At 34.5% G+C, this 15450-nt stretch carries 10 protein-coding genes; 5 read left to right on the forward strand and 5 right to left on the reverse strand.

The annotated features are described in order from the left end of the window. Window positions 1-20: 20 nt before the first annotated feature. Window positions 21-476 carry a thioredoxin-dependent thiol peroxidase gene (gene bcp / locus RBH94_RS13955; RefSeq protein ID WP_307881454.1) on the reverse strand — a complete coding sequence of 152 codons (456 nt, stop codon included), beginning with the start codon at window positions 474-476 and terminating at the stop codon, window positions 21-23. Window positions 477-563: 87 nt separating this feature from the next. Between bcp and nth the strand changes: the two genes are divergently transcribed. After that, window positions 564-1223 (forward strand): endonuclease III, encoded by a 660-nt coding sequence (gene nth, locus RBH94_RS13960; RefSeq protein WP_307881455.1) that lies wholly within the window; start codon window positions 564-566, stop codon window positions 1221-1223. 22 nt (window positions 1224-1245) lie between these two features. On the opposite strand, the gene RBH94_RS13965 is transcribed toward nth, so the two are convergent. Both RBH94_RS13965 and RBH94_RS13970 read right to left on the reverse strand, forming a co-directional pair. After that, complete coding sequence (locus RBH94_RS13965) at window positions 1246-1392, reverse strand: hypothetical protein (protein WP_307881456.1); 147 nt, start codon at window positions 1390-1392, stop codon at window positions 1246-1248. Between the two features lie 57 nt (window positions 1393-1449). After that, a complete protein-coding gene (locus tag RBH94_RS13970; RefSeq protein WP_307881457.1) occupies window positions 1450-2034 on the reverse strand; it encodes an RNA polymerase sigma factor in 585 nt (194 codons plus the stop codon). 320 nt (window positions 2035-2354) lie between these two features. Between RBH94_RS13970 and uvrA the strand changes: the two genes are divergently transcribed. The 3 genes from uvrA (at window position 2355) to RBH94_RS13985 (ending at window position 12417) form a co-directional block, all read left to right on the forward strand. Continuing rightward, the gene (gene uvrA, locus RBH94_RS13975) at window positions 2355-5135 is read left to right on the forward strand and encodes an excinuclease ABC subunit UvrA (RefSeq protein WP_307881458.1); all 2781 of its coding nucleotides are present in this window, start codon (window positions 2355-2357) and stop codon (window positions 5133-5135) included. A 159-nt stretch (window positions 5136-5294) separates the two neighbouring features. Beyond that, entirely contained in the window at window positions 5295-8714 is a 3420-nt protein-coding gene (locus tag RBH94_RS13980) for a pectinesterase family protein (protein WP_307881459.1), read from the forward strand. A 265-nt stretch (window positions 8715-8979) separates the two neighbouring features. Further along, window positions 8980-12417, forward strand: coding sequence for a T9SS type A sorting domain-containing protein (locus RBH94_RS13985; RefSeq protein WP_307881460.1), 3438 nt, complete (start codon window positions 8980-8982; stop codon window positions 12415-12417). 59 nt (window positions 12418-12476) lie between these two features. Here RBH94_RS13985 and RBH94_RS13990 read toward each other — a convergent pair whose 3' ends face one another. Then, window positions 12477-13454: a DUF3667 domain-containing protein gene (locus tag RBH94_RS13990; RefSeq protein ID WP_307881461.1), complete on the reverse strand. Its 978-nt coding sequence runs from the start codon at window positions 13452-13454 to the stop codon at window positions 12477-12479. Between the two features lie 167 nt (window positions 13455-13621). Between RBH94_RS13990 and RBH94_RS13995 the strand changes: the two genes are divergently transcribed. Further along, complete coding sequence (locus RBH94_RS13995; RefSeq protein WP_307881462.1) at window positions 13622-14254, forward strand: hypothetical protein; 633 nt, start codon at window positions 13622-13624, stop codon at window positions 14252-14254. 67 nt (window positions 14255-14321) lie between these two features. Here RBH94_RS13995 and RBH94_RS14000 read toward each other — a convergent pair whose 3' ends face one another. Beyond that, window positions 14322-15404: a formylglycine-generating enzyme family protein gene (locus RBH94_RS14000; RefSeq protein ID WP_307881463.1), complete on the reverse strand. Its 1083-nt coding sequence runs from the start codon at window positions 15402-15404 to the stop codon at window positions 14322-14324. Between the last annotated feature and the right edge of the window lie 46 nt (window positions 15405-15450).

Below are 15450 nucleotides of genomic sequence, written 5' to 3' on the forward strand. Positions count from 1 at the left end.
ATAGAATATTATTCTAAAGATTAGGCTTCTAAAATTTGAGCAGCGTGATTTTTAGTTTTCACCTTTTCTATTACACGCTCCACAATACCGTTTTCATCAATTAAAAATGTCATGCGATGAATTCCATCGTACTCGCGACCCATAAATTTCTTAGGCCCCCAAACTCCGAAGGTATTAATAACAGTCTTGTCTTCATCGGCTAGCAACGGAAAAGGGAATTCGTATTTGTTTTTAAAATTACTTTGTCGTTTAGCGCTATCAGCACTAACTCCCAATAATTCGTATCCTTTTTCTTTTAAAACTTCAAAATTATCTTTAAGATTACAAGCTTCAGCTGTACAACCTGGCGTGCTCGCTTTCGGATAAAAAAATACGATTAACTTTTTGCCTTTATAATCACTTAGGGACACTGTGTTTCCTTGCTCATCTTCAGAAGTAAAATCTGGAACGGTATCACCTGCTTTTAATGTGTTCATTTATTTAATTTTTACAATTTAAAACCATTTCCAAAGTGTAATACAATAGATATATTAACTTTGCTTTTCTACAAAATTATGCAATTTATGACCAAGGAACAAAAGATTGAATTTGTAATAACTACCTTAAAAGAATTATACCCAACCATTCCGGTACCTTTGGATCACAAAGACCCTTACACCTTATTAATCGCAGTGTTAATGTCTGCTCAAAGTACGGATGTTCGTGTGAATCAAATTACACCGTTATTATTTGAAAAGGCTGATAACCCGTATGATATGGTAAATTTAACGGTTGAAGAAATTAGAGAAATCATTAAACCTGTTGGGTTATCACCAATGAAAAGCAAGGGCATACATGGTTTATCAAAAATATTAATTGAAAAACATAATGGTGAGGTACCACAGAATTTTGAAGATTTAGAAGAGCTACCTGCCGTAGGACATAAAACTGCTGGTGTTGTCTTGTCGCAAGCCTTTGGTATTCCTGCGTTTCCGGTAGACACCCATATTCATCGATTAATGTACCGTTGGAATTTAAGTAACGGTAAAAGTGTTGCGCAAACCGAAAAGGATGCTAAGCGATTATTTCCAATGGAATTATGGAATGATTTGCATCTCCAAATTATATGGTACGGTCGGGAATATTCTCCTGCACGAGGTTGGAATTTAGAAAACGATATCATCACCAAAACAATTGGAAGAAAATCGGTTATAAACGATTATTATAAAACAAAAAAGTCCTAATTTTCATTAGGACTTTTCCAACTTAATTCAGAAGCGCTTCAAACTTCTTTTTATTACAATTTATAACACTTAAAGCCTTTGAATAACTTAGAAGAAATTTAACCGTTTCTTCTCGCGGTTCCATTGCATTCGATTTTTTAATAGAATTTTCAGAGTAAAGTTTCGCCATTATATTAATTTAAGGATTCATTTAAATTACTAACGTGGCAAAAATCAGTTTATTGCATCAATTCGTTAAAATAATATTATGCTTATCAATTATTTTTCTCAGGTTGATTAAAGCATATCGCATACGACCTAAGGCTGTATTAATGCTTACCCCTGTTTTATCTGATATTTCTTTAAAGCTTAAATCGTCGTAAATACGCATTAACAACACTTGTTTCTGGTCATCCGGCAATTCATCAACCAAACGTCTTACATCATTCTCTACTTGTTTTTTTATAATCGTACTTTCTGCGTTTAAACTCTTGTCGCTCAACACCGAAAAAATATTAAACTCCTCTGTGTTATCAAATTTAGGCATGCGGTTGTTCTTTCTAAAATAATCAATCACAAGATTATGTGATATACGCATTACCCATGGTAAAAATTTACCTTCTTCGTTGTAAGCGCCTCGCTTTAAAGTACGAATCACTTTAATAAAGGTGTCCTGAAAAATATCTTCAGCAACATCTCTATCGTATACCTTAGAAAAAATAAAACTGTAAATTTTTTGCTTGTGCCTGTTTATAAGAATTTCCAGAGCACTCTCATCTCCTTTAATGTAGCTACTAACTAAGACAGCATCTTGTACGTTATCGTATTGCATAATCATTACTTTTTAAGCATAGAAGAAAACTTCCAGACTTTTGGGGTTATAAATTTTAAAGTAATGTTATGCTATAGGCAAGTTTGTGTTAGTTTGATAAATTGATTAATAGACTCAAATATAACAACAATCATTCCTAAAACAAAAATAACACGGCTTTTTTTATTGTTAAGCCGATTATTTACGCAAGTTTTATCATAAAAGTCTAATTTTCAATCAATATTTAATTATAAATACTACGATAATTTCATTTAAAGCAGATTATATTTAACAGAATAAATACTTTAGTATCTTTGTGAAATCATTCCTTTTTGAGACCTATGAACACTACTATTTCTGAAGTAAATCCGAAAGAAAATATAATAATAAAAGGTGCAAAACTGCACAACTTAAAAAATATAGATGTAGTAATACCACGTAATAAATTGGTAGTTATTACTGGTTTATCTGGTTCTGGTAAATCAAGTTTAGCTTTCGACACCTTGTACGCCGAAGGACAACGACGTTATGTTGAAAGTTTGTCGAGCTATGCACGTCAATTCTTAGGGCGTTTAAACAAACCAAAGGTCGACTACATAAAAGGAATAGCTCCGGCGATCGCCATTGAGCAAAAAGTAAATTCAACAAACCCAAGATCAACAGTAGGGACAAGTACCGAGATTTACGATTACTTAAAATTATTATACGCCAGAATTGGAAAGACCTACTCGCCTATTTCAGGATTAGAGGTGAAAAAGGACACTGTAACAGATGTACTTGAGTTTTTAAAAACTTTTCCTGAACGCGAAAAATTACTATTACTATCTCCTATTCATTTAGAAGAAGGTCGTGCTATGGAAGACAAAATAAATACCTTAGCACAACAGGGTTATGCACGGATAAAAGTAAGTGACCGCGTTATACGAATAGACGAAACTGAACATCTTTCAGAAAAAGAAGAAGTCATGTTAGTCGTAGACCGGATTGTAATTAAAAATGATGAAGATTTTTATAACAGATTAGCAGATTCCATTCAAACCGCATTTTTTGAGGGTAAGGGCGAATGTTTTATTGAAACGCTATCAGATAACAACTTACGCCACTTTTCAAATAAATTCGAACTTGATGGTATGAGTTTTTTAGAACCTAATGTTCATCTTTTCAGTTTTAATAACCCTTACGGTGCCTGCCCTAAATGTGAAGGCTATGGCGATATTATTGGTATCGATGAAGATTTGGTTATCCCAAACACAGTCTTATCAATTTATGAAAATGCTATTTTTCCATGGCGCGGCGATAGCATGAGCTGGTACAGAGATCAATTAGTAAATAATTCTCATAAATTCGATTTCCCCATACATAAACCCTATTTTCAATTAAGTGATGACCAAAAACAGCTAATTTGGGATGGTAACAAATATTTTGAAGGATTAAATTCCTTTTTTACTGAATTAGAAGCTAAAGCTTACAAAATACAAAACCGAGTGATGTTATCACGCTACCGCGGAAAAACCAAGTGTAAATCCTGCAATGGCAAGAGATTACGCGCTGAAGCAAACTACATTAAAATAGCAGGTGCAACTATTACCGATTTGGTAGAAATGCCGTTAGACCGATTAACTGAATTCTTTAGAACTCTGGAATTAAACGAACACGATACTAAAATTGCTGATAGACTTTTAAAGGAAATTAATAATAGATTAGCCTTCTTGTCCAACGTTGGCTTAGACTATTTAACCCTAAACAGAAAGTCCAATACGTTATCTGGTGGTGAAAGTCAGCGCATCAATTTAGCAACATCTTTAGGTAGTAGTCTTGTAGGATCGATGTATATTTTAGACGAACCAAGTATCGGGTTGCATCCTAAAGATACCGAACGACTGATTTTAGTTTTAAAACAATTACGGGATTTAGGCAATACAGTAATTGTTGTAGAACACGATGAAGATATCATGAAAGCTGCTGATGCCATAATTGATATCGGTCCTGAAGCCGGAACTTTTGGTGGTGAAGTAGTTGCTCATGGTACATTCACAGAACTACTTATTTCAAAATCATTAACAGCACAATACTTAAACGAAAGGTTAAAAATTGAAATTCCTAAAAAAAGACGTACATCAAAATATTATGTAGATATTTTAGGGGCTCGTGAAAACAATTTAAAGAACATTGACGTCCGCTTTCCTTTAGGTATGCTTACGGTAGTTACTGGGGTTTCGGGAAGTGGAAAAAGCACCTTAGTTAAAAAAATATTATTTCCTGCATTACAGAAAAAACTAACTGACTTTAGTGATAAAGCTGGGCAATTTTCGGATTTAGAAGGGAATTTCAGTAACATCAAACACATTGAATTTGTAGACCAAAACCCTATTGGGCGTTCTTCAAGATCTAACCCTGTAACATACATAAAAGCCTACGACGATATTCGTGCATTATTCTCCAAGCAAAAACTTAGCAAGCTTAGAAATTATCAGGCAAAACACTTTTCGTTTAACGTAGATGGCGGACGTTGTGAGACTTGCAAAGGAGAAGGTGAAGTAACTATTGAAATGCAATTCATGGCCGATGTGCACTTAGAATGCGAAACCTGTAAAGGAAAACGTTTTAAAAAAGAAGTTTTAGAAGTTCAGTTTGCTAATAAAAGTATCGATGATATTTTAAATTTAACCATTGACGATGCTATTGCATTTTTTGAAACTAATAGCGAAACAAAAATAAAAAACAAACTACAACCGCTTCAGGATGTTGGTCTTGGATATGTAACTTTAGGACAAAGTTCCTCTACACTTTCGGGAGGCGAAGCCCAACGTATTAAATTAGCTTCCTTTTTAGGTAAAGGAAATAATAAAGAGAAAGCTCTTTTTATTTTTGATGAACCAACCACAGGATTGCATTTCCACGACATAAAAAAGCTTCTAAAATCATTTAATGCTTTAATTGAAATAGGACACTCTATTATCGTTGTAGAACACAACATTGAGCTCATTAAATGTGCCGATCATATTATCGATTTGGGACCTAATGGCGGAGAACATGGCGGTAATTTGGTTGCTTCTGGAACACCTGAAGATATTATAAAATCCCCGTCCTTAATTGGAAAATATTTAAAGGATAAATTGTAAGTTAAAGTCGCTTCCTAAATTAAGCCGGAATCAAAACTCGACATGTAATCGATTGTTTTTTTGTCAAATTCTCTTTTTTATTAAGTTATTTTTTTATTTCTTTGATATCCACCACAATAACTTAATATATTATCATACCAACAACTAAACTATTTGAAAATGACAAAAAAACTATTTTCTCACCCCCTAGCTTTTTTACAGTGTCTATTTTTTTTATTTGCATCAGGGCAATCGATTGCACAAACTGTTAATCAAAGTGCTACAGTCACTTGGGTTTTTAATCAAGGGACATCTGGACAAACAGCAACTTATACCGATTCCAATTTGTGGAAACCTGATTATGTAACCGAAGGAGGTAATTTATCCTATAATGGAACAGAAACCGGACAAGAAAACAGTATTACCTTTACCCGATTCACCCCTACTGTAAAAAATAATACCCCAACTATAAATGATATTGTAAGTTTTAATATAACACCTTTAACCGGTCTTAATTTCGATCTTACTAACATTTCATTTAACTGCGAACGTTTTGGTACGGGAGGCGGACTGATTGATGTTGTTTGGAAATCTTCAGACGGCACATTAACCACACTACAAACAGGTATTAAACCTGATAGAAGAAGTGACAACACCTATCCAGATGCCACATATGATGTTAATATTCCGACAAGCGGGTTGTCCATTCCAACTTCTAATGCTGAATCGTCTTTATACATTTACATTTATGCCTTTGATCCCACTAAAAGTGTTGGTATTGCAAACATTGAAATTCAAGGAAATCTTAGTGGAACTGTCATAAATATACCTCAATACACCATTACAACATCTTCAAGTCCATCCGAAGGGGGTAATGTTAGTTCTGATAAACCTTTAACTGCTGATGAAGGTTCAGTTATCAACCTAACTGCTAATGCTAATTTTGGATTTGAATTTAATCATTGGGAAGATGAATTGGGTAATCAAATTTCAACAGCTAATCCATTAGAGGTTACAGTTACAGAAAACGCTGAGTATAAAGCTTTGTTTAATCAACTAACAACCTATAGCCTCGATGTAAATGTTACTGGAGGAGCAAGTGAATACATGGTTGATATTTTTCCGGAAGGCGAAATTATTGATGGAAAAAGAATGTATGTCTCCGGAACCAATGTAACATTAACCGCCAACGAGTTACCTATTTTAGCGTTTTCCAATTGGGCTAATGGTGAAACTAGTAGCGAATTGAATGTAAATATGGATGGTAACAAAACAATTACTTCCAATTACAATGCTACAGATTATATTGCAGGATGGGATTTTTATAATTCGGGTAATGCTGGCCGAATTGCTGATTTTAGCGCTTCAACAATTAATGAAACAGCCGCATTAGTTTTGAGAAAAGCCGATAATACTCAAAGTTCATGGCTAGATAAATCTTTTATTTCTGCCGGCGGCTATGAAGGGCAAAATGCAGCTGTAAACTGGAACCCTCTTACCGATAAATACTATTACCAAATAAGTTTTGACGCTTCAGATTACACAGATATAAGTGTTGAAGCTGATATGTTATTAAATTATAATGGCTACTCAAAACAGTTTTGCGAATACTCTATTGATGGTACTAATTTTACACAAATTGGAGTAATTGATATTGTGGCAACAAAAGTATGGTATAACGGATCTTTTTCACTTCCTTCGGATGCCAATAATCAAAGTAAAGTCTATATTAGATGGATTCCAGACTACAGCTCTTCACTTATAGGAGCAACTGCTTCTAATGACGGGACAGCTATATCCGAAATTTATGTATTTGGTACAGAAAGTGTTTTTGATGATGGAGTTCCACCTGCTCTAACCAGTACTATTCCTAATGACAATGCAAACGGCGCATCGGCTACAGGTAAAATTGTACTTAATTTTGATGAACGTGTTAAAATTGCTGATAACGCTGTAGCTACTTTAGGAGCTAATAGTTTAACACCAGAAGTATTCGGAAAGTCTATTTCTTTTAGTTATTCCGGGTTAGACTACAATACAACTTATAGTTTTAATTTACCTGCAAACGTTATTTCCGATTTAACCGACAATATCCTAACAGAAAACATATCTATTAATTTTACTACTCTAAACAAACCAACTGTAATCAAAAAACCATATGATTTTATTGTTGGTATAGATGGGGATTTTGCTGCAGCTTTAACAGCTGCTCAAACGGCGTCTTCAAGTGGAGAACGTTTCTATATCTTTTTCCCTAACGGCGAATACGACTTAGGTAATACAACTGGGGATGCCACACAACAAACATTTATAAACATTCCAAATGTTTCTTTTATAGGGCAAAGTGCCGACGGCGTAATTCTTTTTAACGAACCTTCCTCAGCCGACGAAGGAATCGGTACAACTCCCACAATTAATTTTCAATCGAACTCAACTAATATTTATTTACAAGACCTTACTATTTTAAATAAAATGGATTATCGCAAAGGTGCTTTTACAGGTAGAGCTGTAGCTGTTAGAGATCAAGGTGATAAGAATATATATAAAAATGTTAAACTGTTAAGCAATCAAGACACCTTTTATACTCAAGCTGATAGAATATACCTTGAAAATAGTGAAATCCATGGTACAGTGGACTTCATTTTCGGTGACGGCGATGTTTTCTTTAACTCTTGTGATATTTTTCTTGAAGACCGCTCAGGCAACCACATAACGGCGGCAGCAACTACTACCAATTGGGGTTATGTTTTTAGAGATTGTACAATTGATGGATTTAGCCAGAACAACGGTTCTTACAAACTTGGTCGCCCTTGGCATAATAGTCCTAAAGTTGTTTTTATCAACACTATAATGAAACAACTTCCAACGAGTGAGGGTTGGTCTGAATGGGGAGGTGCTCCAGAAGTTTATGCGGAATATAACAGTTTAACATCTTCTGGTGTGCCAGTAGATTTATCTGGAAGAAAAACCACTTACAATTATACAGATAACGGTGGTGGCTCCGTAACTATAGATCCTGTATTAACAGAAAGCCAAGCAAACAATTATTCTATCACTAGTGTTTTAGGTGGTTCCGATAATTGGCAGCCTAAACTTTATACTGAACAAGCTAATACTCCTACTCTATCAAATTCAGGGTCAAATTTGACTTGGGAAAACAGTGATTATGTTTTAGGGTGGGCTATATTTAAAAACAACATATTTCTCGATTTTGTAACTACTAACAATTATGATATAAGCGAACATACGGAAGGTGTATTTACCGTTAGAGCTGCTAACGAAATGGGAGGCTTAAGTGACAAATCCATCGAATTTGATGCTCAAACATTAAGTTTAAATGAGGCTAAAACAATATTAGAATATGTTTCCATAAGCCCAAACCCTACTAGTAACTTTGTGAAATTAAATATTGCCGGTGAAGAAAAGGAAACTACCATAACCCTATATAACATAGCAGGTCAAAAACTTTGGGTGAACGAAGTTTCTATTGGAAACAATAATGCTAAAACAATAAACCTAGACCAATTACCAAAGGGGTTATATCTTATAAAAATTGAAAGGGATACTACTTCAAAAACAGTGAAAATTATTAAAAAATAAAATGATAATGAGTATGACAACTCAAAGACGTATTAAATTGCCATACTCATTAAATTACTAGGTCTTAATTGTTAAATTTTAAAAGATTATCAGTGTTTTTTATTTAAAACACTAAAAAAACACTAAATTTATATAATCGACCGGAGAACAATAATGACATATTTTTATTATTATAATTGTCAAATTCGTTACTGAGTAAATACCTAGTCTTTAGATAGGTATTATATAAATAAATCTTTTAACTAAACTAAATTTCAATTAAACTATGAAAAAAATTACATTTTTATTGTTTATGTTGCTGTTTGCTTTGACTTCTAGTCAACTTATGGCGCAAAAAAATGTTTTGTACATTTTATCAGAAGGTGTCAAAATTTATAATGACAACCAAGTACCTGGTACTGGGTATGGCACCAATGCTCCTGATACCAGTTTTGGTATTACTACAAAATCATCCCTTCTTTATAATGATCCAGTATCCAGAATGCTGAAGGGGGATTCAAATTTTAATGTCGTTACTATAATAGCACAAAATGGTTCTGCTGCTTCTTCACCAGACGCCTATGTTGTAGCGTTGGATGGTAGTGTGCCTGCCGGAAATTCAATGGCGGTTGGTACAACCATAGATCAGACAGGCTTCGATTTAATTGTTGTAACAGAAAATGTAGCTACTTATAATTTTTTAAAACCTGCTAGTGTTAGTGGGGCGCCTACTGACGGAGCCTTAACACCTGTTAACATACAGGCTCCAATTATCTACGGTAAGATGCTACATTTTAGAAACAATAATTTAATAACTTCAGCAGCTGCTAAAGATACAAGAACACAAAATTTATCTATGAGTGTTGTAGACGCTTCTAGCCCTTTATTCAGTGGCTTGGGTGTTTCTAATGGTAGCGATATACCATTATTCTTAACCACATCAGATGATTTTGGACAAGCTGGTGGATATAGATCTGTTGACATTATTAACAACATTGAAATAACAAGTGATGGTAGCTCTCCTGTTACAAATACTTTAATGGCCACAGTAGATGAAATTACAACTCCTGATCAAGGTATTGGTGTTAATTATTTCCCTGCAGGCACACATCTTGGTACCGATGCTTCTGGTGTTTTAGCTCAGGACGCTGTTACATTGCCTTTTTCTTGGGGTGCTAGCGTTAAACAAGATGGAGGTAATATCACTTCCGAAAATTTAACTATTTGGAGAAATGCGGCATATATGCTTACAGGATTAACTGTACCAGGAACTATGGTTTCTAATCCAGCCGCTGCCAATTACGAAGTGGTTAATGCAACTTATTATCATGATTTTAGAGGAGGAAGTGCTACGTCATTCCTTGGTAACGTTAGTACCGATGGCACCCTTCTAGAAGACATATCTCGTTTATCAAATGTAAATGGTATCGAGCTAAATGATTTAAATTCACACCCTACTGGAAGATTCCATAGCGATGGAGACAACCCTTTAAGCCCTAGTATAGGCTATGTTCAAATTCGAAATTTTGTTGGGAATGGAGATAATTTTTATAATAGCACTTTAGGTGTTAATTTAAAAGCAGGAAGTGAATTTCATATAAAAACCCTAAGTGGAGGAAAAGTTACTGTACCTCTTATGGCTGAGTCAACACTAGACTACATTGTAAGTGCTCCAAACTTTAATAACAAAGGATGGGGTGTAATGGATGGTACAAGTTTAGTAGGTCCTTCTACTGTAGCTTATAATGAAACCATAGATGGTTCACGTGGTACCGATTTCACTTTTGAATATTATGGGAACCCTGGCGGTATAGATTTTAAATTTGTGGTAGACGGAACTAATGGAGGTACAGATATGTATTTACCTTATATTCAAGTAGACTATAATTTACTCCAAATAAAACCTAAACAAGTACTTTATTTAAATAACGCCAATTCTTCTAGTGAAGGCGGTTTAGTTTCCGCTCCTGGCGATGATGCCATTACTAGAATGCTTAATGCTGACCCTAATTTTACGGTTACTACTGGTACTATAGATGGAAGCGGAAATATATTTCCTTCAGACCTTTCTTCTTTTGAGCTGATTATCGTTCAGGAAGATGTATCATCTAGTAGTCCTGCATTTAAATCTTTTAATGACGGTCCGTTAGCACTTAGGAACTTGCCAGCTCCTGTTATTTTTTGTAAATCGGAATCCTTCGTAAATGATAAAATTACTTTGACGAGTGCAGCAGTGCGAAATACTGTTAGTGATATATCAGTAACCGTTCCTTTGGCGAACCAATCCAATCCAATGTTCAGTGGTATTGACTTCTCTGGAGGTGATGATATTCGCTTATTCTATACCGCTACAAACGGTAATGGTACAGATAGTGGAAATAGTGCACTTAAAGTGATTACCGGTATAGAAATGAATAACGCGGCGGCTGCTACCTTAGCAACCACTCCAGTTGTTACAGATGTAGAATCCTCTATTGTTATCAATCATATCCCTACCGGTACACAATTAGGAACGGCGGGACAAGATGTTACTGTTGAAGATATCGTTGTCTTTGCATTTACTCATGGAGCACAAAGGAAAGGTGACGGGACAAATGTTACTTCAGAATTGTTAACAATTTGGAGAAACGCAGCATACATGCTTACAGGTAGAGCAGTACCAACATCCCCTTACGTTAATGAGCAGGAACCTAAATTAATTCTTTATGCGAATAAAGCCGGAAAAACTCCAGGAGCTGGTGCTTCTGCATTAAATAATGACCCTATTATAAGAATGCTTAATGCCGATCCTAACTTCTTTGTAGAGTATGTTGAATCTGATGCAACTGGAAGTGCAATCCCTGATGTTTCTGGTTACGATTTAGTTATTGCTCAGGAATCTTTTGGTTCTGGGGATGACGTATTCAAACCTGGAGGTGTTTTTGGTGTTAGAGACATAACTACTCCTATTATATATAATAAATCATGGGCTTTTAGAAGTGGTAGAGCTATTACTGATGCAGATGCGTCTGTTGAAGCTACACAAAATGTATCTGTAACAGCCGTAAATACAAACCATCCTTTATTAAAAGGTATTGATTTTTCCGGAGGAAATGATATAAGAATTTTTAGTGAGGCGACTGCAGATGATGCATCAGGCAATTATGGAGGCACTGGAGGAAATAAAGCCATAGATGCATTGATAAATATTGATTTAACAGGTGGTTTATCTGCTTCTGCTGTTACAGTTCCAGAAGCTACAGATGCCGCAAGTTCAATGATAGTTAACTATTTAGCATCCGGGACACAAATAGGTGAAGATCCTAATGATGTGTTAGGAGTAAATGCTGTAACTTTTGGATGGAGCCATGCAGCTATGATAATGGGTGATGGTGCTAATATTAGTCCTGAAGCATTAACCATTTGGAGAAATGCAGTTTACGCACTTATATTTGGATTAAGTGAAATTCCTGATACACTAGTGGAAAATGCTGATTTCACTCTTAGCATCGATAAAGCTGGAGAAGTTTCAGAAGTAATGACTAGCGTTAGAGCTATAGGAAATAATATTCATGTATCAAATGTGCAATCACCAACTGAAGTTAAAATTTATAGTTTAACTGGTGCATTAGTTAAATCATTTAAAACAAATGAAGATGTAAGTTTCTCTTTCAGATCAGGTATTTATATTGCAACTGTAAAAACTTTTGAAGGAGCTAAAGCTGTAAAATTATTAGTTAAATAGTGTAATCTTTAACTAAGTAAATAACTTAAAGAGGAGCTTAGGCTCCTCTTTTTTTTTACCTAATAAAATAAAAAAGCAACCATAAACATTACCACGATTGCTGCAGGAATTACCATTAGCAAAAAAGAAAATGTCGCCAAAAAGCTTTTAAATAAACTCTTTAGTTTGCTCTGGTTATAAAATTGTAGTATGGCAAAATAGAAATAAATAAAAACCACAATCATTACGATGCTATTTAGCCAGGACATCGGTTTCCAAATTAAATCTACTATCACTAAAAAGCTAAACAGCATAAATACAAACGCAAAGAAATACAAGCTAAACACGAGGTTGTAAGAGAACGGAACTTTTTTATAATACAGTAGTTTTAATATAAAAGCGAAAATAGGCAACAAGAAAAACATGGCTATAGGTATACTATCGTAAAAAGCCTGTAAAATAGACCCTCCATTTCGTTGCTTATAAAATTTTAAAATTTGGGCATAAATCCTTCTTTTAAAAAATCCTGCATCACTACCCACCCCCATTGCTTGAAAGATATCTTCTTTAGGGGCATCAATAGCAATCAAAGAGTCTACTCTTCTTCCGTCAAAAGAAAAATCGTTTTTAACAATATAGTTTGTCGTCGTTACATTTCGTAAAGAATCTATAATCTGGGTCTTTAAACTATCGTGTACAACAACAGGAATTTCTTTTTTTTCTAGAGCTTTATTAACTGTTTCAACTTGTTTTCGACTAATAAACGAAAACAAAAAGAAAAACACCACAGATATAAACAAATACATTTGTGCTGGATGTAAATACAACAACCGTTTGCCTTCAACAAAACGTTTCGCTAAATACCCAGGCTTAATCATGAGAGGAATAAAACTCTTAAAAAAACGCGCATCTACAGAAAAGTAATTACTAATTGTATTGTAAAACAATACGGATACGGTAAGTTGATCGTTTGATTTCTGTCCACAATACGGGCAAAACTCAAAACCTTGCTCAAATCTATTTTCACAGTTTTTACAAGTCTCCAAAGGTTTTTTCATCTGACAATGGTTGATTGTTATAAAAATAATAAAAATCTAAACACGTCTACAAAATATAGGTTATTGATAAACAAAATCATACGCTTTTGGCACACAAATTGTTTAAGATTTAATGAAGCGGAAACCGAAAAGCTTATGAGTAGGTAAAATCAAAAAAATGAACGTTTATGAAAACACTAGTACTTTTATTCGCAGGCATGCTTTTTAGCGCAAATGGTGTTATGGCTTTAGATTTAAATAAAGCAACTATAAATCCCCCAAACCATTATCGTTATGTTCAACCTGTAACTTTTATTGAAAATGGTATTGAATTTTCAATCTTCCCTGATGGAAATTTTGATTATGAATTTCTATATAATAATACATATTATAATTCGAACTCTAGAAGAAACTCTATCAATGCATCTTACAGTGGTCCAAGAGTCAGTATAAACTATACATCTACGTCTCCTAATAGAAATTTTATTTCAAGAGACAGAAATGGCACGATTCGTGATATAGGAAATATACCGATTAATTATGACCGTACTGGAAACGTAACCCAAATAGGTTCTGTTTTTATTGGTTATGGTCGTGGTAGAAACGCAACTTTAAACCGAGTTGGAGGATTAACAGTTAACTATAACAATTGGGGGCAAATAGTTTCTACAAAAGGATATGTAAACTCAAATAATCGTCATGTGAATTATTGCGTCATTGAAAACAATCTATCGAGTAATTATTCGCATAACAATACCAACGATAGTTATTACTATTACAAGAAAAATGGAAAAATAAAGAAAGTGAAAAAGAGAAATTAGATTTTTTATTAGTTAGTTAAAGATTCCCGGATTCGGTTTTCCACGAGTTCGGGATTTTTTTATTCACTTATTTCAACATATCTGGAGTTGCAACAGTTCTAAACCCTATATGATCTGAACTCGAATTAGGCTCCATCCCCATTTTGGCTGAAATTCTGAAACTTGCACAATACGAAGCATTGCATAAAAAAGAACCACCTTTAATCACATGTTCTTCAATATAAGGCTTACCTATACTATATCCTTTTTCGGCACCTTTTGGATTTTCTAATATCTGATTCGGATTAATTTGATTATAATAATTTTCGTTAAATAAATCGCTTGTCAATTCCCATACATTACCTAACATATCATATAAACCAATACTGTTAGCTGAATACGATTTAACAGGAGCAATCAATTCAAATCCGTCCTTCGACTCATTTTTTATAGGAAACACTCCTTGCCACGTATTTGCTTTTTCGTTTAAGACTTCGGCATCATCACCCCAGGTATACACTTCATCTCTATGCATCCCTTGTGCCGCAGATTCCCACTCGGCTTCAGTTGGAAGTCTACGGTTTGCCCATTTGCAATAAGCTAAAGCATCTTCTAAAGCAATATGCACCACCGGATAATTATCTTTACCTTCAATGGAGCTTTCTGGCCCCTTAGGATGTTTCCAGTCTGCTCCTACCTGCCAACGCCACCATTGCTCATAGTTACGCATATTAGCGACTTGTTTTACCTCTTTGTTAAAAATTAAACTCCCTGGTTTTAAAACTGAATCATGAGGCTTAGGAGTTCCTTCTGGTAGCTCCTTTTTTAGATCTTCCCAATCAATCGGTCTTTCTGCAACTGTTATGTAATCAGTTGCGCTTACAAATGCTTTAAACTGTTTATTGGTTACTTCAGCGGCATCTATAAAAAAGCCATCTACAGAAACTGTATGTCCGGGCTTCTCTCTAGGTAAAGCAAATTTATCATTTTGTTTTGCGCCCTGAGTAAAGGTTTTAGGTTCTACCCAAACCATACCTTTCGGTGCTTTTATTTTTTCAGAAACACTTGCTGTATGTAATTGTGCGGTGTTCTTACTATCTGTTTTACAACTAAACATGATAGCCATTGAAAAAACAAAAAACAAGGTGTGATACTTAAAACTTACTTTCATTGCAAAACCACTGATTTGGTGAATATTTTATAATGTTGAAAAGCAA

The organism is Aestuariibaculum sp. YM273 (assembly GCF_030908365.1).
Lineage (GTDB): Bacteria > Bacteroidota > Bacteroidia > Flavobacteriales > Flavobacteriaceae > Aestuariibaculum > Aestuariibaculum marinum.

What these genes read in the sequence shown, in the direction of transcription:
- bcp (WP_307881454.1), bottom strand. Translation starts at nt 476, where the DNA reads ATGAACACATTAAAAGCAGGTGATACCGTTCCAGATTTTACTTCTGAA.
- nth (WP_307881455.1), top strand. Translation starts at nt 564, where the DNA reads ATGACCAAGGAACAAAAGATTGAATTTGTAATAACTACCTTAAAAGAA.
- RBH94_RS13965 (WP_307881456.1), bottom strand. Translation starts at nt 1,392, where the DNA reads ATGGCGAAACTTTACTCTGAAAATTCTATTAAAAAATCGAATGCAATG.
- RBH94_RS13970 (WP_307881457.1), bottom strand. Translation starts at nt 2,034, where the DNA reads ATGCAATACGATAACGTACAAGATGCTGTCTTAGTTAGTAGCTACATT.
- uvrA (WP_307881458.1), top strand. Translation starts at nt 2,355, where the DNA reads ATGAACACTACTATTTCTGAAGTAAATCCGAAAGAAAATATAATAATA.
- RBH94_RS13980 (WP_307881459.1), top strand. Translation starts at nt 5,295, where the DNA reads ATGACAAAAAAACTATTTTCTCACCCCCTAGCTTTTTTACAGTGTCTA.
- RBH94_RS13985 (WP_307881460.1), top strand. Translation starts at nt 8,980, where the DNA reads ATGAAAAAAATTACATTTTTATTGTTTATGTTGCTGTTTGCTTTGACT.
- RBH94_RS13990 (WP_307881461.1), bottom strand. Translation starts at nt 13,454, where the DNA reads ATGAAAAAACCTTTGGAGACTTGTAAAAACTGTGAAAATAGATTTGAG.
- RBH94_RS13995 (WP_307881462.1), top strand. Translation starts at nt 13,622, where the DNA reads ATGAAAACACTAGTACTTTTATTCGCAGGCATGCTTTTTAGCGCAAAT.
- RBH94_RS14000 (WP_307881463.1), bottom strand. Translation starts at nt 15,404, where the DNA reads ATGAAAGTAAGTTTTAAGTATCACACCTTGTTTTTTGTTTTTTCAATG.